Annotated in this window: 30 protein-coding genes; 27 read left to right on the top strand and 3 right to left on the bottom strand. The window is 30.8% G+C overall.

From position 1 onward, the window contains the following. Positions 1-16: 16 nt before the first annotated feature. The 20 genes from RSA29_RS02645 (at position 17) to RSA29_RS02550 (ending at position 11827) form a co-directional block, all read left to right on the top strand. On the top strand, positions 17-334 hold the full coding sequence (locus tag RSA29_RS02645; RefSeq protein WP_346941482.1) for a hypothetical protein: 318 nt from the start codon (positions 17-19) through the stop codon (positions 332-334). Next, complete coding sequence (locus RSA29_RS02640) at positions 315-617, top strand: head-tail connector protein (protein WP_346941483.1); 303 nt, start codon at positions 315-317, stop codon at positions 615-617. Before RSA29_RS02645 ends, RSA29_RS02640 begins: the two co-directional genes overlap by 20 nt. A gap of 6 nt (positions 618-623) precedes the next feature. After that, the gene (locus RSA29_RS02635) at positions 624-941 is read left to right on the top strand and encodes a phage head closure protein (protein ID WP_346941949.1); all 318 of its coding nucleotides are present in this window, start codon (positions 624-626) and stop codon (positions 939-941) included. Then, a complete protein-coding gene (locus RSA29_RS02630) occupies positions 941-1378 on the top strand; it encodes a hypothetical protein (RefSeq protein ID WP_346941484.1) in 438 nt (145 codons plus the stop codon). Before RSA29_RS02635 ends, RSA29_RS02630 begins: the two co-directional genes overlap by 1 nt. Beyond that, positions 1375-1755, top strand: coding sequence for a hypothetical protein (locus RSA29_RS02625; protein ID WP_346941485.1), 381 nt, complete (start codon positions 1375-1377; stop codon positions 1753-1755). The genes RSA29_RS02630 and RSA29_RS02625 overlap by 4 nt, the downstream gene beginning before the upstream one ends. A gap of 12 nt (positions 1756-1767) precedes the next feature. Further along, complete coding sequence (locus RSA29_RS02620) at positions 1768-2475, top strand: phage tail tube protein (protein WP_346941486.1); 708 nt, start codon at positions 1768-1770, stop codon at positions 2473-2475. Between the two features lie 45 nt (positions 2476-2520). Then, positions 2521-2907, top strand: coding sequence for a hypothetical protein (locus tag RSA29_RS02615; protein WP_346941487.1), 387 nt, complete (start codon positions 2521-2523; stop codon positions 2905-2907). A gap of 44 nt (positions 2908-2951) precedes the next feature. Then, positions 2952-3191, top strand: coding sequence for a hypothetical protein (locus RSA29_RS02610; RefSeq protein WP_346941488.1), 240 nt, complete (start codon positions 2952-2954; stop codon positions 3189-3191). After that, positions 3191-5752: a hypothetical protein gene (locus tag RSA29_RS02605; RefSeq protein ID WP_346941489.1), complete on the top strand. Its 2562-nt coding sequence runs from the start codon at positions 3191-3193 to the stop codon at positions 5750-5752. Before RSA29_RS02610 ends, RSA29_RS02605 begins: the two co-directional genes overlap by 1 nt. Positions 5753-5767: 15 nt before the next feature. Then, the gene (locus RSA29_RS02600; protein ID WP_346941490.1) at positions 5768-6118 is read left to right on the top strand and encodes a DUF6711 family protein; all 351 of its coding nucleotides are present in this window, start codon (positions 5768-5770) and stop codon (positions 6116-6118) included. Beyond that, positions 6119-7699, top strand: coding sequence for a hypothetical protein (locus RSA29_RS02595; protein WP_346944342.1), 1581 nt, complete (start codon positions 6119-6121; stop codon positions 7697-7699). Next, positions 7689-8090: a hypothetical protein gene (locus tag RSA29_RS02590; RefSeq protein WP_346941492.1), complete on the top strand. Its 402-nt coding sequence runs from the start codon at positions 7689-7691 to the stop codon at positions 8088-8090. The genes RSA29_RS02595 and RSA29_RS02590 overlap by 11 nt, the downstream gene beginning before the upstream one ends. A gap of 15 nt (positions 8091-8105) precedes the next feature. Further along, a complete protein-coding gene (locus tag RSA29_RS02585) occupies positions 8106-8372 on the top strand; it encodes a hypothetical protein (RefSeq protein WP_346941493.1) in 267 nt (88 codons plus the stop codon). After that, positions 8373-9455 (top strand): hypothetical protein, encoded by a 1083-nt coding sequence (locus RSA29_RS02580; RefSeq protein WP_346941494.1) that lies wholly within the window; start codon positions 8373-8375, stop codon positions 9453-9455. It begins immediately after the preceding gene. Further along, positions 9456-9716, top strand: coding sequence for a hypothetical protein (locus RSA29_RS02575; RefSeq protein WP_346941495.1), 261 nt, complete (start codon positions 9456-9458; stop codon positions 9714-9716). A gap of 4 nt (positions 9717-9720) precedes the next feature. Beyond that, a complete protein-coding gene (locus RSA29_RS02570) occupies positions 9721-9870 on the top strand; it encodes a hypothetical protein (protein ID WP_346941496.1) in 150 nt (49 codons plus the stop codon). 35 nt (positions 9871-9905) lie between these two features. After that, the gene (locus RSA29_RS02565; RefSeq protein ID WP_346941497.1) at positions 9906-10070 is read left to right on the top strand and encodes a hypothetical protein; all 165 of its coding nucleotides are present in this window, start codon (positions 9906-9908) and stop codon (positions 10068-10070) included. 97 nt (positions 10071-10167) lie between these two features. Beyond that, positions 10168-10452 carry a hypothetical protein gene (locus RSA29_RS02560; RefSeq protein WP_346941498.1) on the top strand — a complete coding sequence of 95 codons (285 nt, stop codon included), beginning with the start codon at positions 10168-10170 and terminating at the stop codon, positions 10450-10452. A gap of 5 nt (positions 10453-10457) precedes the next feature. Next, complete coding sequence (locus RSA29_RS02555) at positions 10458-10757, top strand: hypothetical protein (RefSeq protein ID WP_346941499.1); 300 nt, start codon at positions 10458-10460, stop codon at positions 10755-10757. A 77-nt stretch (positions 10758-10834) separates the two neighbouring features. After that, positions 10835-11827 (top strand): N-acetylmuramoyl-L-alanine amidase, encoded by a 993-nt coding sequence (locus RSA29_RS02550; protein ID WP_346941500.1) that lies wholly within the window; start codon positions 10835-10837, stop codon positions 11825-11827. Between the two features lie 224 nt (positions 11828-12051). Here RSA29_RS02550 and RSA29_RS02545 read toward each other — a convergent pair whose 3' ends face one another. After that, positions 12052-12444 carry an NINE protein gene (locus RSA29_RS02545; protein ID WP_346941501.1) on the bottom strand — a complete coding sequence of 131 codons (393 nt, stop codon included), beginning with the start codon at positions 12442-12444 and terminating at the stop codon, positions 12052-12054. A gap of 470 nt (positions 12445-12914) precedes the next feature. Between RSA29_RS02545 and RSA29_RS02540 the strand changes: the two genes are divergently transcribed. From RSA29_RS02540 to RSA29_RS02510, 7 genes are all read left to right on the top strand, one after another. Then, positions 12915-13112, top strand: a complete 198-nt coding sequence (locus RSA29_RS02540; RefSeq protein ID WP_346944341.1) for a helix-turn-helix domain-containing protein — start codon at positions 12915-12917, stop codon at positions 13110-13112. A gap of 113 nt (positions 13113-13225) precedes the next feature. Next, positions 13226-14092 (top strand): ParM/StbA family protein, encoded by an 867-nt coding sequence (locus RSA29_RS02535; protein WP_346941503.1) that lies wholly within the window; start codon positions 13226-13228, stop codon positions 14090-14092. Continuing rightward, complete coding sequence (locus RSA29_RS02530) at positions 14083-14274, top strand: hypothetical protein (RefSeq protein ID WP_346941504.1); 192 nt, start codon at positions 14083-14085, stop codon at positions 14272-14274. The genes RSA29_RS02535 and RSA29_RS02530 overlap by 10 nt, the downstream gene beginning before the upstream one ends. A gap of 255 nt (positions 14275-14529) precedes the next feature. Beyond that, positions 14530-14952, top strand: a complete 423-nt coding sequence (locus RSA29_RS02525) for a hypothetical protein (RefSeq protein ID WP_346941505.1) — start codon at positions 14530-14532, stop codon at positions 14950-14952. A gap of 13 nt (positions 14953-14965) precedes the next feature. Beyond that, a complete protein-coding gene (locus tag RSA29_RS02520) occupies positions 14966-15178 on the top strand; it encodes a hypothetical protein (protein WP_346941506.1) in 213 nt (70 codons plus the stop codon). A gap of 1 nt (position 15179) precedes the next feature. Then, positions 15180-17525: a hypothetical protein gene (locus RSA29_RS02515; RefSeq protein ID WP_346941507.1), complete on the top strand. Its 2346-nt coding sequence runs from the start codon at positions 15180-15182 to the stop codon at positions 17523-17525. A 495-nt stretch (positions 17526-18020) separates the two neighbouring features. Then, positions 18021-19178, top strand: a complete 1158-nt coding sequence (locus RSA29_RS02510) for a glycosyltransferase (RefSeq protein WP_346941508.1) — start codon at positions 18021-18023, stop codon at positions 19176-19178. A gap of 190 nt (positions 19179-19368) precedes the next feature. Here the strand turns inward: RSA29_RS02510 and RSA29_RS02505 are convergent, their stop codons facing one another. Further along, positions 19369-19914 (bottom strand): hypothetical protein, encoded by a 546-nt coding sequence (locus tag RSA29_RS02505; protein ID WP_346944340.1) that lies wholly within the window; start codon positions 19912-19914, stop codon positions 19369-19371. 121 nt (positions 19915-20035) lie between these two features. Beyond that, entirely contained in the window at positions 20036-20284 is a 249-nt protein-coding gene (locus tag RSA29_RS02500; RefSeq protein ID WP_346941510.1) for a GIY-YIG nuclease family protein, read from the bottom strand. Positions 20285-20380 lie beyond the last annotated feature (96 nt).

Raw genomic sequence — 20380 nt, 5'->3', positions numbered from 1 at the left:
AATTTGAGGTGAAAAAATGAAAAAGGTGAGAATGAAAATAAGTATTGCTAGTGCTGATTGGAGTTATTATCCAGGGCTTGAAGTTATTTTAGGAGATGAAGTGGCTGAGGTTTGGGATAAAGTTGGACATTGTGAAATCATAGAAGATATGAATAGGATAGAAGAAGATGAACAGTTAGAAGCTGAAAATAATATAGTTGATGCAGAAGAAAAAGAAGATGAAAGTAAAGAGAATTCAAATGAAAAAGAAAGCCAACTACCATCGGATGAAAAAGTTAAAATCGAAGATAAAAAGGAAAAGCGTGGTGGTAAAAGTGGAAGTAAATCTAAATGAAGTTAAAGACTATTTAAGAGTTGAAACAATTGAAGAAGATAAGGTAATAGAAGTTCTAATGGGTGCAGCTATAAGCCATTGTGAGACCATTATTAAAAGACCTATATTAAACAGTAATATGAATAGTACAAACACATGGAAAGTGCCAGAAAGCATAAGAATCGCAATATATTTACTAATATCACATTGGTATGAGAATAGAGCTGCAGTTGGACAAGTTACAGAAGAAATGGCATTTAGCGTTAATGCTATATTAAAACCTCATAGGTTTTGGAATGTGTAGGTGAATATGCAAGCGGGTGAATTAAGGGATAAATTAACCTTTCAGGAGCTTATAGGAGTTCAGGATAGTTTTGGACAAACAGCCGAAACCTGGACTGATATATGCAAAGTTTGGGGGAATATTAATCCTATAGCAGGTAGAGAATTCTTTGCAGCTGAAAAAATCAATTCAGAAATAACACACAAGATAAGAATTAGATATAGAAAGGATATTAAACCTAGTATGAGAGTAGTTTATAAAGGTAGGATATTTGAAATAACTAGTCTTATAAATGAGTATGAGAGAAATACTATATCTTTATTAATGTGTAAGGAGTTGATTTAGTGGCTAGTTATAAAATTGAAGGCATGAAGGAGCTAGTAAAATCATTAAAAAAACTCGAAATTCTGCCTCAAAAGGTAGTAAGTACAGCAGTGAGAAAGGCAATATTAATCCCTAAAGCAGCAGTTAAGCAAGGTGAATGGGTAGATCAAACTGGATACATGAGAAAAGGCATTATTTCAAAAGCTGAAAGATCTAGAGTGAAAGGTAAAAAAGTATATCAAGTTGTAATGGACCCAAAAATGAATGATGTATTTGTTAAGATGTCTAAGGATGGGAAAAAACGATATTATTATCCGGCATCACAGGAATACGGGTTCAAAACTGGAAGAGGATATACTCCAGGATTCCACTTCATGAGAAAAGCTATGGAAGATAACTCAAGTAAAATTGAAAAAGAAATGGTTAGCATAATGATAAAGGAGATTGATAAAATATGATATTTGAAGAAGCTCTTAGAGCGGAATTAATGCAAATATCTGAACTAAATAAAAAGGTATTCCCACTCGCAGCACCTAAAAATGAAAAAGGACCATTTGTAACATATAAAGAAGATGATGTAACTTTTAATAAAATGTTGCAAGGAACAGGGAATAAAGCAGAATGTATTTACAGTTTAATAGTTGTATCAAATGATTATTTGGTTTTACAAGGTGTTAAAGAAAAGGTTAAGGATAAGTTATTAACCTTTTGGGGCAGAAAAATTGGCACAGATGGACCTATGATACAAAATATTACTGTGAAATATAAGGGGAATGACTATATAGAAAGTACAGATGAATATATCGCAAATATTAATTTAAAAGTAAATTATTAAGGGGGCATGAATATGCAATTTGGGATAGGTACAAAGTTACAAATAGGAGCGAATTCTATTGCAGAGTTAAAGAGCATTGGGGGATTAGATCTCAAGGCGGATACAGTAGAGACAACAACATTAGATTCTACGGGAGGATGGAAAGAATACATTCAAGGAACTAAAGATGGAGGAGAGGTATCTGCAAGTGGATATTTTAACCCATCAGATACAAATGGTCAGATTGCTTTATACAATGCATTTAACAGTGGTACAATCATAAACTTTACGATATTATTTCCACCCGCGTTAGGGGCATCATGGACGTTTCAAGGGATAGTAACAGGGGTAAAAACAGATGTGAATACAGAGGATGCAATTCCTTTTGAAGCTACAATAAAAGTAACGGGAAAACCAACACTGGGGCTAACACCTAGTAACGGATTAACGGGGTTAATGGTGACTGGAGCAGGTGGAAGTTTAACACCAACATTTAATGCAAGCAACTTTTATTATACTTACAGTGGAGTTACTGCAACTAGTGTAACGGTTACTGCAACAGGTGTAGGAACATTATCACTTTATGTAAATGGTGCTTTTGTACAGAATTTAACGAGTGGTGCTGCATCAAATGCAATTACGTTACCTGCCATAGGGTCGACGGCTGATATGTTTATAATTCATCAGGAGACTGGTAAAACACAGAAAATTTATGAGGTTATTGCTGTAAAAACAGCTTAGTTGGCTAGGGATTAACCCTAGCCTTTATTTTAAGGAGGAATTTAAATGTTAGATAAAAATGATGTTGTAATTATAGAATTAGATAGACCAAGACAGTTATGGTTTGGGCATAAAGCTATCAAAACATTAGGAGCATTAACAGGTAAAGATTTTGATGCAATGGATATGAATAACATGGACTTAGGGGAAATAGAAAAGATAATGTATTGTCTACTTCTTAAGGATGCAAAAGAAAATAATGAAATTTTAAAGCTTGAAGATATGGAGGATCTATTAGATTGTGCGCCATTCGGAGTTGTAACTGAAAAACTATATGAAGCAATTACGGTAGGTATGGGTTCTATGAATGAAGGTGAAAGCGGAAAAAACTTACAAAGGATAGCAATGGAGGCTCAGAGCAAAAAGAAAAGTGGGACTGGGACAAAAGCTTAAGAGTTGCTATCCAACTAGGAATAACAATAAAAGATTATGAAGATATGACACCATATCAGTTACAAATACATGTAGAAGAACAAAATAAAAAGACTGAATATGAAATAGAAGAGAAACTTCAATTAGTTTATATTCAGTCTTCATGGATTGCAAGGTTCGTGCGTGCGAAAGAAATTCCGACATATGAGAAATTGACTAAAAAAGAAAAAGAAATGACAGCAGAAGAGTTGTTGGAAAAAATAAAAAGGTTTAATTTAGCTTGTGGAGGAATCGAGGTGAAGTAATGGCAGTTGTTAAAAATTTAATGGTTAGAGCTGGATTTGATGCATCAAGTATGACAAAAGGTACAAAGCAAGCACAAAAGACTATGACAGAATTTCAAAGTAGTATTAATGGTTCATTAAGGATGATTAAAAATGCTTTAATTACACTAGGGGTAGGTAAATTTATCAAAGATGCAACTAAATCAGCAGTAGGGTTTGAAAGTGCGTTTAACCAAATTGGGAGAACGCTTGGAAATAATGCGGGGGAGTTTAGAGATTGGGTAAATAATCAGGCATCAGTGTACGGTATGGCGAAGAGTGAAGCATATAAGTATGGTGCAATATACAGTAATTTGACAAGTGGGTTTACAAAGGATACCGCTCAAACAGTTGAATATACTGAAAACTTATTAAAGGCATCAGCAGTAGTCGCAAGTGGTACAGGTAGAACAATGGAAGATACTATGGAAAGGATTAGAAGTGGTTTACTTGGGAATACAGAAGCTATTGAAGATTTGGGCATAAATGTTAATGTAGCTATGATAGAGAGCACTAAGGCATTTCAACAGTTTGCTAATGGGAGGTCTTGGCAACAACTTGCATTTCAAGAACAACAACAAATTAGGTATATGGCAATTATTGAACAGGCTACAGTTAAATATGGAGATGCTTTAGCAAACACAACGGCAACCAGACAATTAATGTTTACCTCATCCCTTAAAAATTGTCAATTAGCGCTAGGACAAGCTTTTTTACCAATATATAATATTATTTTGCCAGCACTTACGAGCTTTGCAAATTCACTAGCAAGTGTTTTGAATTTAGTAGCTCAATTTATGAATGCTATATTTGGAACTTCTCAGAGTTCTGCAGGTGGTGGAGTATCAACAGTCAACCAAATGACAGCGGCTAATAACGAACTTGCTGATAGCTATGCAGATACAGGCAAAGCAGCCAAGAAGGCACAGGGATTTTTAGCAGGATTCGATGAAGTTAACAATGTTAGTAAAGAAGATGATTCATCATCAGGTGGTGGTGGTGGTTCAAATCCAGCTGGAGGTGGAGTAGATACATCAAAAGGATTAATGGGTGGTATAGGTGAAAGTACAGTAATAATATCAAAACAAGTACAAGAAATGGCAGACTTGGTAAAACTTAAAATTTCAGAAATTAAAGAATTCATGAAAGATTTAGCAATAACTATAGCTAACTCAGATGCATTTAATATATTAAAGGATGGTGCATTAAGCGCATTTAATATTATAAGCGCGGCATCAATAGAGTTTTATAATTCATCATTATTACCATTTGTATTGTGGATTAGAGATGGAGTGATAATACCTATAATAAATTCAATAGCTGAAATAGCGCCTAAGTTAGCTCAAATGCAGTCTGATACTTTTAATATATTAGCTAATATGTTAGCCGATAATCTTAAATTTGTAGGTGAATTCATAACTAATTTCATAATGCCAATAGGAGATTCAGTAGTGGGATTAATACCGGCATTTTTAGAGTTGTTAGTAGGTATTGGAAATATACTAAATGATGTATTAAATTTAGTTAGAAGTACTCAGGAAAACTTAGTGAATATATTAATTAGACCAGCCTTAGAATTAATAAAAACTATAGTAATTGATTTCTTAGAAATTATAAAAAATCTTTGGGATAAGTATGGCAAGACACTTATTGATAATATACGAAACTTCATTAAAGGGGTACAAGAAACTATGCAATTGTTATGGGAAAATGTTTTAAATCCTATAATAAAACCTTTTTTAGAAATGCTTACATGGCTATGGGAAAAGCATTTGAAGGGACTAGTTGAGCAGGTTGGTGAATTTATAATGAAGTGTGTAAATGGAGCTTTAGAACTTTACAATGGGTTTATAAAGCCTATAGTAGATTGGTTGGTAATAACTTTAGGACCAACATTCGCCGCTGTAATAAATTATATTGTAGATGTATTTGGAACATTTATAGCTATAATATCTGACATTGTAAAAAGCATATTGAGAATACTTGGAGGAATAATTGATTTTGTAGTAGGTGTTTTTACTGGAAACTGGGGAAAGGCATGGCAGGGTATTGTAGATGTGTTTGGAGGCATTGTAGATTTAATCAGTGGCATATTCAAAGGGGTTTTAAATGCAACAATAGATGTAATTAACTTTGCAGTACGAGGTGTAATAGCTGCAATAAATGGATTAATTCAGGGTGCAATTTATTTGATTAATAAAATACCAGGTGTAGATATTAGTTTGAATCCTATATCTGCTCCACAGATACCTAAATTAGCTAGAGGTGGTATTGTAAATAGTCCAACAACGGCATTAATCGGTGAAGCTGGTGCTGAGATGGTAGTACCATTAGAAAATACTAGTTTTGTTGATAAATTAGCAAGCGCATTGGGAACAGCAGTAATGAGTGCTATGCAATTTAGTAATAATAGCAGTAATAACTCTAATAGTGGGGATATATACCTTCAAGTAGATGGTACTACATTCGCAAGGGTTATCAATCCATATGCAGCTAAAGAGAATGAAAGACTAGGTAACCGTATGATAATTAAAACAGTATAAAAAGGAGAGGGGCAGATGGCACTTATAAAAATTAATGGAGTAGAAATTCCTACACCTGCTTCTTACAGTGTAGGGATACAGGACATAAGCAAAGCAGAACGTAATGCTAATGGAACGATGATAATAGAAAGGATTGCAACTAAAAGGAAAATAGAGATAGGGTGGGGATTAATAACAAGCGAAACAGCAGGTATAGTACTTAATGCTGTTTCTCCTATATTTTTTACTGTAGAGTATGTAGATCCACAAGAGAATGCAGTTAAAATAGGGACATTCTACTGTGGAGATAGAACAACTCCGATGTTAATATTTACAGATGGTATTGCTAAGTACAAAGATTTGAAGTTTAATCTAGTTGAAAGGTAGGTGTTACTAATAAAAAGTGTAAGTAATAAATTTAAAGCTGCAATAGTAGCACCTAGCAGAATGTGTAAAATGCGAGTAACATTTGATATTAGTGATATTACAGCAAATGGCGATATTAGCAATGTAATAACATCTACAGAGTTTAGTTTAAGTGATAAGCAACAAATGTTTAATAAGGAAAGAGAAAGCTCCTATAAGTTAGCTACCTGGGAAAAGAGTAGGTGGAAACTTGATGGGAGTTTTGTTATTCCTTCTCAGGTTCCTGCCACAAATGGAGAAATGGGGTGGTGGAGTAATACGTTGTGTGGAGAAGATAGTATGTTTACTACTCCAGCGGATATAGAAATTATATTTAGTAATACTCATAGCTCCATGGGACTTACAATAACATTTGATACTCTTTGCAATGAATATGCTGTAGACTTCGATATTATTGCCTATAGTGCGGACAACAACATAATAAGCACTGTAAATATTACTAATAACACCAAAGCTAGGTTTGTAATAGAAACCCCTTTATATCTCTATAAGAAGATCTTAATTAAGATTAAAAAATGGTGTAAGCCATACAGTAGGGCAAAGGTATTAGAAATAGATTTTGGAGTGGTAAGAGTCTACGATGATGACAATCTAATTAAGGCGAATCTGTTAGAAGAATTGCACCTTACAAGTGCTAATATAGTTCCTTCGGAATTTAAGTTTGTAGTTTATAACAAAAATAGAGAATTTAATATATTAAACCCTACTGGTTTCTATAGGTTCTTGCAGCAACGGCAACAAGTAATAGTGGAGATCGGTGCAGACATAACTAGTGGATTTGAATATTGCAAGATGGGGACTTATTGGCTTAAAGAGTGGACCAGTGATGAGGGAGCTATGACAGCTACATTTACAGCTAGAAATATTATAGATTCCTTGGACGGTGAGGAATATGAAAGCTTAACATCCAGTACTACTAATTTAAAGGCCGTAGCCATAGCAATTTTATCTAAGGTAGGAATAATCGATTATGAATTAGATGCTACACTGGAGCGTATAAGTACTACTGGACTTATTAAGAAAGTAAGTTGCAGGACTGCACTACAGATGGTTGCAATAGCAGCAAAATGTAATGTTTATGTTGTAGATAATAAGTTATATGTTAAGTTGATAAACATTAATTTAGGGGTATCTAGTGGAATTATAGACATGGATAATATGTTTAAAGAACCTCAAATTTCACTAGAACCATTAATAAAAAATGTTGAGGTTAAATACTATACAAACTTAGGAAATAGTGTAGATGTTATATGTACTAATGCAATGGTTAAAGTAGGTGATAGTCTTAAAGTAGATAATACATTAATATCTACTTTAAATGTAGCTCAAGCTGTAGGAAATTGGATTATAAGTATTAAAAACTTAAGGGCATTATACACAACTAACTGGAGACAAAACCCTTCATTTGAGGGGTTGGATGTAGTAGATATCGAAAATGCATATGAAACTAAAAAGGTAGTAATAGTTAAGCAAGAATATGAATATCAAGGTGACTTGAGAGGTAAATCAACATTGATAGGTGGGATTAATATTGTTGACTAAAATAGATTGGACAAACATAGACTTATATAATCCAGAAGATCTCAACAGAGTAGAATCTAATATTATTGAAACATTGGATGAATTAAAATATCTTTGTAAAACTGCAGGTATAGGCAAAACTAAAGTAGATAGAACTTATGCAGATGTAGAATTTGCTGATAGTTTAAATAGAATTGAGAGTAATATAGAGAGTTTGAAAAATCAGTTTCATGAGGTACCTGGATGGATTCCTACTAAAAATACATGGAGGCCATTAGAACCATTTAGTTTTATTGATGCAAATAGATTAGAAATCAATATTAAACTTTTATATGAACTAATAAGAAGTGCAAAGGCAAGTATACAGTTCTGTGGGGTTATAGATTGCGGGGATGATACAAGGTTATTTTAGAAAGGAGCGAATTAAATGGCTTATATAAAAACAGTATGGAAAGATAGAATAGTTGAAAAGCCTAGAACTTACGATGTAACTAATAATCCAGATGGGAGTATAACACTTACACCAAAATCAGGGGTTATTACAGAAGAAGGAACTCCAATAAGTGCTAGTAATATGAATAACATAGAATACGGTATTGCTAAGGCGAGTGTTATTGAAGACACAATTACTAAAGAAGAATATAAATGGGGAATTGAAAATGGTGCAGTATTTTTAGAAAAGGTGGTGGAATAAATGGCTAGAATATATTTAGGTACAACAATTGATATAAATAAAGAACAATATTTACCTATAATGCAAAGTAAATGTACTGAAATTAATTCATTTCAAAATGATAGTATTGGAGTTATGGAATTCGATGCAGATAGTATAATATCGTGTTCTAAAAATAGTATATCTATAAGGGATTCATACTCATTAGCTGTCAAAAAAACTATTATACCTTTAAAATCTATAGTAAATATGAATACGAATATTTCTGCATATTCTCAAACAATATTTCCACTAGCAATAAGTACTGATAAAAATAAAATTTATTGTGTTACCTCTTCAGATAACACATCATATTATTTAAGTGAATATAATTTAACTACAAATTCTTGGACCGAACGTCTATTAGCTGGAAGTAATATTACATCTACGTATATGAATTTTGTAACTCAATTGTATGTAGATAATGAGTATGCATATATATATGTTAATAATTATGCAAAAATGTTTAAAATATCTCTTACAGATTCTACTTTAGTATCACAAGCAACAATAGGTGGAACTAGTTATAGTATAGTAGCATTCGATGGCAGTTATTTTTACAGTTATTCTAGAACAACTGCTACTGGGTGTGCTTGTAGTAAATATAGTAAAACTACATTACAATCTATAGCATCATCGGCTACTATACATGATAGCCTTAATTCAAGTTATCCTGCAGTAGTACAATATATAATTGTGAAAGATAATTATGTATATTTAGCTTGCGGTAAATCGACGCAAGTAGATGCTATGATAAAATTAAATAAAGATACATTAAATATTGTTGCCTCGTTAACACAAGTAAATATAGTCGCAACTAGATTTGATGTATCATCTAATAGAATAATATGTACAGGTACCAATGGTTCTAAAGATTTCTATATCGAGTTAAATATAGATACTTTAGCAATTACAATACCATTAACTGAAATTACATTTAAAAATAGTACTTTATATGCATATGCTCATGACAAAAGTGATACATTTATTGTTGGTGGTAAAGTACAAATAGAAAAAAGTTATACTATTCAATCTTATAAAAAAGTAAAAGGAAGTGTTATATAAATGATTTATTTATTTGAAAATCCAGATAATACTTGCAGTGTAGTATTTGATGAAGAAACTTTGACAGAAAAAGATAAAGTTAAAGGTATTGCAATAAAATCGTTACCCTTAAAAGAAAATATAGAAGGGAAACAAGCGGTACTCAAATGTAGAAAATCTACAAATGAAGTTTGGTATGAATATATAGATATAGTACCAAGTACAATGGAAACTAGAATGGTGAACATAGAAATAGCCATAGCTAATATGATGGGGGTGTAGATGTATGCCAAGTTGGAAAAAAAGTATATTTGTAAATGCAATAAAGGCTAGAATGATACAAGAAAATAGGACAAGTGAGGATATTATATTAGAATATACAAAACTTATTGAAAGTGAAAAAACTGAAATATTGGTAGAAGTTAATAAACTTTAGACAGAAATTACGAAGTAAAAAGGGGTAGATTTAATATGTCAATAAATAAAAATGATTGTTTGGATTGTGCTAATAGCTTTGTTGGTAATAGAAAAACACAAGAGTATCAGTGTAGTAAAGGGCATATAATCACTAAAGATAAAAATGGAATAGTTGAAGTATTAGACGAAGATTGTGAAGATTTTGAGTATCAACAGTAATTCACAATTCAAGGATAAAGCGAACTAGATGGATCATAGAAGATTAGATTAAATTCTAGTCTATTTTTATGTAAAAAAATAAAAGGTAGGTGTAGCAATGGAAACTATAAGCATTGGAGCAATATGCGCGGTAATTGGTGCGGTGATAGGTATAAGCACGTTTAAAAGAAATCAAAACAAGGATATTAAGCAAGAAGGGCGAGATGATGCGGTGATATCTACTAAGTTGGAATATATAAGTAGAGGGGTAGATGATATAAGGTTAGAAATTAAAGCACAGGACAGAAAAATTGAGGATATTAACGGAAGATTAATTAGGGTTGAAGAAAGTACTAAATCAGCTCATAAGCGCATTGATAGCCTAGAAGATAAGGAGGAATAGTATATATGGAATTTACAAACTATCTTAATGTAGATACAATAGTAACTTTTGCTATAGCAATATTATTAATAGAATTATGGATAAACTTTACTAAGGAATTACCAATAATAAAAAGAATACCTACCAAAATATATACTTGGATGATAGCGGTATTACATCTATGTATAATAAATACTAGTTTGATATTATTTCCATTAAGTTTAATTGGAGTTTATACGCTGCTATGTAATGCACTAATAATTGCAGTTATTCTATGTGGTGGATATGATGTTGTAACAGGGAAAATAACAATAAATCAAAAGTAAGTCAGAGTAGATTAATTTCTACTCTTTTTATATTTTAATAATCGCAAGCGTTTGCGAATTTGAGGGAGGAAATTATTATGGGTAATAAAAAAGTATTTAGTGGCGTAGGGCATGGTGGAAATGATGGTGGAGCAGTTGCGAATGGTATGAAGGAATCGGATGTTAATCTAACCATGGCACTTGCATGTAATAAAGTTTTAACATCTCATTGTGTGCCAAATCCAATGTCAAGATACAGAGATGAGAATGACCCGCTTGAAGAGGAAATTAAAGAAGCTAATGCTTCAGGTGCAGCTATAGCTATTGATTTTCATAACAATGCTGGTGGTGGCGATGGATTTGAAGCATATTACTCTATAGGAGATGTAGAAGGAAAGGAATTAGCACAGTGTATAGAAAAACATGTTGTAGCGTTAGGACAAAATAGCAGAGGTGTTAAAACCAAAGTTGGAGATGGAGGAAAAGATTACTTTGGATTTATAAGAGAAACATCAATGACAGCTATTATTATAGAATCATTCTTCCTTGATTCTGCAGATTATGAAATAGCTGATACAATAGATGAGCAAAGAGCTTTTGGGGTGGCGATAGCTAAGGGAATTCTTGAGTATTTAGGTATAGAGTACATGGGTGAGGATATAACTAATGGGTCAACTCCAGGACCTAAATTAGAAATAGATGAAATGAGCCATGAAGGAAAGGAAGAGGTAGATAACAAAATTACAGTATATGCACATAGTACAGATCCAAATGTATTATATAAATATTTCTATGAGTTAAATGGTGAATGGACTACGGTTACTGATTGGCAAGAAAGTAATAATTGTAGCTTTATGCCAAGGGATAAGGGTATTTATAAGGTTGTATGCCATGTTAAGTATAAGTCAAATACAACAGATACTGAGGATGATTATAATTTTATAACTATAGATATTAAAGAAAAGATTGTCCAAGATAGTACAAAATTTAGGGTTGTATGTGGAACTTATTCTAAAAAAGAAAATGCAGTTTTACAACAGGAGAAGCTTAAAGAAAAAGGCTTTGAAAGTTTTTTAGTTGTAATTAAATAGGTATTAAATAACTGAAAGGTAGCAAGAATTATTTGGTCTTGCTACCTTTTTTCTTTTGTTAAAAATTAATTTAATATGAGAAAAAAATGATAGTAAAAAGAGGAGTGCTTTTTACATATGTTAATGCTTAGATTATGTACAGAAATTTGGGAATTATACATAATAATAAGTGTATTAAATTTAACTCCTAGAATACAATTAAAATCTTAAGCTTTTGTTATATTTTAAACAAAATATGGATTTGGCTTGAATAATAATATAACACAATCTATTACATAACCTATACCGAATAATCCTCCAGTAAGTAAGTACAATATGCCCATTCCAATCTTGCCTTCATAAAATTTATGAACTCCAAAGAATCCCAAAAATAGACATAATAAAAACGAAACCCATTTATTCTTTGCGCGACCAAGTCCAGAATTAGTATTTGTATTCATATTAGAATTGCTATTATTTATAATAACTTGTGGCTGTTCTGAACCTTTGAGATTTTCGACTTGAAGGCCACAGTTTGTACATAAAACGGCTTCTTTTAAAATAGTTTTACCACAATGCTTACAAAACTTTGTGTTTTGAGAATTAATATTTTGATTGTTAAAATCAGTGATTTCCATAATCAAACCCCCTAAATATGTTAATAATTTCATTAATAGTATATATTAAGAAGGTGTAAATAACAATGATTATAAATAACAAGGAGATATAATTCTGCATATTAATTAATTTTAATACCTTTAAGATATACCTATCAAATCAAGTTGCCAAATCAATGCCTTATTAGGTACATTTTAAGCTTAGTAACTGGCTAGTTATATACAATTCATATTATCAATATTCGAGCGTAGCGAGATTATTATCTCATCAAATTTTTCTAAGTTCCAAGGAAGAAAATATAGTACACTTTTAGTTCTCATTTTGCATATTCCCTTTAATCTTTATATATATTATAGAATAAAATTGGTCAAAATTTAAAAGCAGAGATATAACTTTAAATAATTTTAAAAAGGAAATAATTTAAAAAAAGGAAATAACTTAAAAAAAGGAAATCATTGGATGGCGGAGAATGTATAAGAGAGGTGATTGTGTGGTTAAAAACAGACTAAAAGAAATTAGAATGAGGGAGTATATGATGAAAGCTAATGAGTTTTGTTGCATTATAGAAGTTCCGGAAAGCACTTATTCTAAAATCGAAACTAATAAACAACAGGGGAATATAGAAACAATATTAAAAATTGCTAAGGCTCTTAATCGCAGGGTAGAAGATATATGGTACCTAGATTAAGGGCCTTATTTTTATTTTAAATTCTTTTTAGAAAATTTATTTCTATTTAGAAACTTTTGGAGCAATGTTGCATACATATATAACAAAGGAAGAAAAGTGGAGGAAGTTTGAGCATGATTTTAGGTGTAGATATAGGCAATTATAGTACAAAAACATCAGAGTTGAGTATTTTTGATTCAAAAGTATCAATCATAGGCAACATCTTAGAGAATAACATGAAAATTGAATTGAATAGAGAAATTTGTTATCTAGGTGATGGAAATTTTGACACTTGTTACAGAAAAGTTGAGAAAGAAAGTTATATTAAATTATTGTTTGGAGCATTGGCACTTTCAACGAAGGAAAGAATGATAGATTTGGTTTTAGGATTACCATTAAGTCAATTTAATTCAGACAAGGATTTACTGAAAGAAAGAATAATGGATGATAGGTATTTGATTGGGAAATTCAATAATGAACACAAGGAATATGTAATACGTAATATAGAAGTTTATCCAGAGGGACTTGGGGGGATAGATAACAACTATGAAGGAATAATCCTTGATATAGGTGGATTAACTACAGACATAGCATTGCTTGAAATAAAAAATAATAAGAGGAAGATAATTAATCCATTGTCACTTAATCAAGGAACATTGCATTTATATAGCAACTTTATAAAAGTTATAAATAGCAAATATAGTTTAGATCTAACTTCAAATGATACAGAAAGAATACTTAGAAATGGACTAAAAATTAATGGAGAAACTAAGAATATAACCTTCGCTATGGATGTGTTTAAAGAGTTCACAGAGGGCATTATAAGACAACTAAATGTCGAGTATAGCCTTAGCACTAATAACCTCGCAATGTTAGGTGGTGGAGGTATTATATTAGCTAAAAGTATTATAAAGAGAGTTCCTCAGGCTTTTTTAGTTGATGAACCATTATTTGCAAATGCTAATAATTTTAAGAAGAGAGGTGTAAGTTTGTGGGAATGAAGATTTCATTAAGTTTCAAAGAAGATGAAATAGATATATATGAATTTATAAAGTCTAAAAGAAATGCAAGTTGCTATATAAAAGATTTAGTTGAAAATGATATGAGCAATAAAGGGTTTGCTAATACTAAAAACGAGGTTAAAACTATTAAAAAATCCAATGAGTTAGAAATTGAATTTTAGGATAAATGGCAATAAAAAAACCGCCATATCCAGGCGGTTGGTAATTTTTAAAGCGAAACAAGTTACACTTTAAGTATATGCTATAAAACTAAAAAGATTACACTTTTTAGGTAAAATTAAAAAATAATCACTGCTGCTGCAAGTGTAAAACAAGCTAAATATCCAAGGGCAAAAGTAAACATAAAATCAACTCCTTTTAAGCTTATGTTAGTAGTATAACCATATTAAAAAATAATATTCATAGGGGGAATTAAAATGAAAGAAATAAAAATGACAATACCACAATTTTTAGCAGTACAACGTGGTGAGTTAAATATTAATGAAATAAATGAAATTAATAGATTAGATAATTTTATAGGATCACTTAGCAACAAAGCTTATAAATGCTTAGTATTTACAATTGCAAGTTTAGGATTTGCTAGTAATAGGGTTTATGGAGATTCTGGGGTTGCATTAAACAAACTTGATGAAGCTGGTATGAAAATACTTTCAATTTTGCAAAGGGCGGGATTTTGGGTTGCTATAATCGGATGTATAACTGAAATATTGGTATCAGTTTTCAGAAACGGTGGAGGGCAAAAGGAAATATTAAATTTATTATTTAAATGGCTGTTAATATTTAGTAGTTTTTATATAGTACCATCTTTATTCAGATTTATTGTTGGACTATTTGGGTAGGAGGTAGTAATAAATGAATGCATTGAAAAGTATCGCAATAGATAAGGCTATAGATGGCTTGAAAGTGCTATCTATTACAATTATAGATAGTAGTTATGTAATATGTCTAACAGTTGCAATGATAGGGTTAATAGTATATATGGCTGGATATAAGAAAGGGGCAAAAGCAGTTACATTAAGTTTGATAACACATTTCGTATTACAAGCAGTAAAGTTGGTGATATAGCATGAAAGTTAAAACTATGAAATTATCTGATTACTTTGAGGTAAGAAAACAGCAGTATATATTTATTAAAATTACACCTCACAAATCTATAAGGAATTATACAAGTAATAATATTGCAAAAGCTATAGCACATACTTATAAAGCTATTAATAAGAGAATTAAAAGAGAGCAAAATAAATTCGTTATAGAAACAAGCTTTAAAATCTCTTATATAATTGACATAGAAAATAACAATGCTAACTTTTACTTTTTAGTACCTAGATTTTTCACCAACATCATACTAGAAAAGATAAGGGAGATTTGGAGCAAAGCAACTATAGAATTATTAGAAGATGGAATAAAGGAGTTTGGGGAGAATGCAGAAATGTATTCTCTTGGGTATAAAAAAGAAGATGCTATGAGTTTGCTAGTTGACAGAAAGAGTAACGAGCCTTTAAATTCAATTTTGAATGTTATGGAGATAATGAAGGATAAAGACAGAGTTACTATTATATATAATTTTATCCCAACAACTCAATATCCATGGATTAATCAATATAATTCTACATTGAAAAAAATTACTGAAAAGAAAAGCATAGATAAAAAAGTATTATCCGTTGATTATATAGTTAGAAATGGAGTTGTAACTATATTAAATATTCTTGATAGCTTAATGAACGTAGTTGCTGATTTTTTAGGTGGCAAAGCTAAGGATAGTAAAGAAAGTCTTTATACTAGCATTTTAGGAGTATTGGAACAACAAAATGAGTTGAGTGCTGCGACTAAAAGAAAGAAGGAAAGTAATATAATTAAAACTCAAATAGCTGTAATATCTGAAAGTGAAGATACTATAAGGAAAGAAAATAATGCTATAAGTATATGCCAGAGTTATAGATCCATTGATGATAACAATGAATTAATATATAAAAAAGTTAAAAAAGTACCAGCAGTTACAGATTATGATTTCAATATAGATACAAATATAATGAGTTCTGAAGAGTTGGGCAATTTTATACAAATACCTGGGCGAAGTTTATTAACTCAATTTGGAATTAAGCATATTCAGATTGAAGAAAATATGGTAGCTAAGGAATTGCAGCAAGGGTATATGTGCCTAGGTCAGAATAGTTATAAAGGTAATAATATTAATGCTTACTTACAAGATAACTATGATGTAGGTTCTTATCCTTTAAGCATAAACGGAAGTCAAGGAGCAGGGAAAAGCACATTTATGGCTAATATATATAGATTTGCTAGAACTAGGGGCGAGGGGGGAGTATTAATAGACTATATAAAAAATAATGAACTTGCAGAAGAAGTTTTGAAGTATGTTGACAAAAAAGATGTAATCGTGTTAGATTATTCTAATGAAAAATGTATGCAAGGGTTCGCATTTAACGAATCTACTAATCTAAATCTAACTACACCATTCAAGCGAATAAAAAATGCTAATCTCCAAGTAATGCAATTTGTTGAACTTATAAATGCTATCAATGATGAAGCACAACCACTACAAGCAAGAATGAGAAAGTATCTAATAGCAGCTGGAACTATAGTATTTTGTGTTGGAGAAACCTCTCTAAAAGCCATAATTGATTGCTTAGAAGATTATAAAAAAAGGGCAGAATATATAAGTAGACTTGATAAAGAATTAATTCCATTATTAGAGGATAAAATTAAAATGATTTGCGAGTTGGATGAACATTCAAAGGCAACTAAAGAAAATCCTATAAGTGAAGTAATAGGAAATAAAGATGCTAGAATTGATGGTATACTTGATAGAGTTAGTTTATTAAAAGAAGATATAGCTTTAGAATATATGTTCAATAAAGGTTCAAATGATAATATAGACTTTTCCAAGGAGTTAGAAAAAGGTAAATTGATAATAATAAAAATGTTACAAGATGAATGGAGTAATCAAGCTAAGGATATTATAACTACATTCTTCATAAGCAAAATTTGGATGGCTACGGAAATACGAGGTAAATGGAATAAGCAACCTAAAAGAACTTATATATCAATAGATGAAATATTTCAATGTCCTACTGCAATGCAAATGCTAAGTAAAAAGAATATATTACCTCAAACTCGCAAATTTGGGTGTAAGTTTGTATTTAGTACACAAGGACTACCTCAACTTAAAAATCTATTGATAAGTATTGTTGATGCTGGTGGAACATTTATGTTGCTGAAAGGAACTAAAGAGGAAGATTTTAATCTGCTCAAAAACAAATTTGAAAATTATGAGTATGAAGATTTGCGAGATATGGCAAAAACTTATGATTATCCATCTTTGAATTTAGTTTACTATTCAAAGGGCTATTCTAGCTTTATTACTAGGTTGCCAAAGCCTATGATAAGGGTGTAAATGAGGTGTGGAATTTTGATAAAGCATGATAAAAATATAATAAGTACGATAAAGCGAAAGCGCGAAAACTATTGATTCAACTTAATTATGGCATAACTTGTCCATAGATGATTAAATCGAAAAACGGTCTCCAAAACCGTTGGTTCCGGGTTCGAGTCCCTGCACCCCTGCCAAGAAACCTAGTAAGCGTAATGTTTGCTAGGTTTTTTTATTTTATATGATGTAAAACTTTAAATGGGTAAATTGTAAAAAATGAAAATAAATGAGAATTTGGTGAAAAGTTCTTATAATGATTTAACGAATTAATCACAAAAAATTAATAAGTTTATTTTGGATTATAGTATAATATATACATATAGAATCTAAAAATGCGGAGAATGCACAACGTGGACAAGTTTTAAATAGTTGGACTAAGTAATCAGGAGTGTGGTAAAATAGAATAGTTGAATTTACTACATTAGGCCATGTAAAGTAAAGATAGAGAGGGTCGAGAATATGAAAATTCTTATTTTATCTGCATCTACTGGTGGAGGTCATATTAAGGCTTCAAAAGCATTGGAGTCATATATTTTAGAGCATGAAGAAAATTCTGAAGTAAAAGTGGTAGATGCATTAGAGTACATTAACCCACTAATCAATAAAATAGTTACTAAAGGATATATTATATTAGCAAAGTATTTTAATTTTATTTATAAAAGAATATATAGCGTTACGGATAGAGCAAGTGCGTTAACGTTATTGACTACAAGATTAATTGTACATTTTGCAAAGAAGCTTATACCTTTAATTGAAGATTTTAGCCCAGATGTAATTATAACTACGCATCCTTTTCCTACTGAGATGATTTCAATATTAAAAGGTCAAAATAAAATAAATACACCACTTCTATGTATAATGACAGATTATGCAGCTCATAGAACGTGGATAAAACCTAATGTTGATGAGTATTGTGTGGCTAGTGAAGCAATGCGATTAGAGATGATAGATAGAGGTGTGCCTGGTGAGTGTATCCATCCATATGGAATACCAGTTTCGAGTGATTTTTTTCAAAAAACATGTGAGGATAAGCTGAAATTAGTAGAGGAATTGCAATTGGATGAAAATAAAAGTACGGTATTGATTATGGCAGGTAGTTTTGGCGTTCAAAATATAGAGGAAATTTATATGGACATATCTGAGATTTCTATGGATTTTCAAGTTGTAGTTCTTACAGGTAATAACCAAAGGTTATACAATAAAATTAAGAAATCTATAGAATTAAGTAAAAAAGAAACTAGGGTTATTAAATTTACGAGGGAGGTTCATAGATATATGAATTTAGCTGACATTTTAATAACTAAACCAGGAGGGTTAACCGTATCAGAAGCTTTAGCATCAAATTTACCTATGGTGGTATTTGATGCAATACCTGGACAGGAAGAATCTAATGCTAGATTTTTACTAGAGCATAATATGGCTATATCTATAGGACGTGGACATAATTGTAAAGATACTATAGAAACCTTGTTTAAGGATGAGGAAAAATTAAAACAGCTTAGTGAAAGTTGTACTGAGTTTGATAAGTCATCCGCTACTAAAAATTTATTGCAACGTATAAGGGTAATTATTGAAGAAAATAATTCTCAAGTTGTTAAAAATCCTGAAATAGCATAGAGGCAAATTAGTGAATTATTATGTATGAATAAATAGTATAATATAGAGAATAAATTAGACTTAAATAAAATTTAATTTTATTTAAGTCTAATTTATTTTTATGTAAGGGGGAGGGAAGTTAATTTATACATAAAACATTTAAGCTCTATGCAATATTAAATTTAGTGCTAATATGAATTTTAAAAAGCGGTTATATTTTTGTAAATGAGTTAATAAAACCAGTTAAAAATTTAAATGAACCATTTTTACAATGGAAATATCCCAGTATGGCAACTGGTAAACCACCTATAGTCCCTATTATCATATCTGACATTGTATCTACAAGGCTATTAAATTGAGAGTCAAACCCAAAAAGTTGATCACCTGCAAATTCCCAAAATTCCCATAAAGCAGCTGAAGAAACAATAGACAGTAGAATGAAAAGAAATATTAAAAGAGGAGACAATTGCTCAAATACATTTTGGGTTGCAAGGTTCTTAAGTAGTGACAATGAAAGAAAACCTAAAACAACACCTGAAATTAGATGAAGAAATAAATCCCAACAAGATATCAGAGAATAGAAATGATACATTCTACCTAAAAACATAGATAAAAATATGAAAATTTGAATTAATAGGTCGGCGGAATTTGATATCTTATATTTTACCAGTCTTAAAATTAAATCTGGTGCAAAAGAACATATTAAAATTAATATTCCGTTAAGGATGTAGTTTATATCCATATTATTAGTATTCATTATTATGTGGTAAGCCATTAGTGTGAGTGTAATGAATCTAAAGGCCCATTTGAAAAGTGAGTTAAAAGATAGATTTTTTTTAATCAATTGTATTACCTCCAAATTTAAAAACTAAAAGAGCTTAATTAAAAGCAGTTCCAATTAAAAGTATTTTTTTATCTCTAGAAAGCTTTTTGATTTCGCATTCCCGTTTTAGGGCTGAAGATTTATCTTCTAGAATTTCAGAATAAACTATTTCCACAGGGAGTCTACATCTTGTATATTTTGAACCTTTTCCACTATTATGACATGTAAGTCTTTTTTTTAGGTTTGTTGTCCACCCAGTATAGAGTGTATTATCATTGCATTTTAAAATATATACATAACACATTAAATTACCTCAATATATCTAAATTTGTAATAAAAATTATAATTAAAGTATATTATTATAATATGTAGATTGCAATAAGTATATCCGTTGGTATAA

It is taken from the genome of Clostridium sp., from assembly GCF_036660475.1.
Classification (GTDB): domain Bacteria; phylum Bacillota; class Clostridia; order Clostridiales; family Clostridiaceae; genus Clostridium_J.
This window is presented reverse-complemented; position numbering and strand designations above follow the sequence as displayed.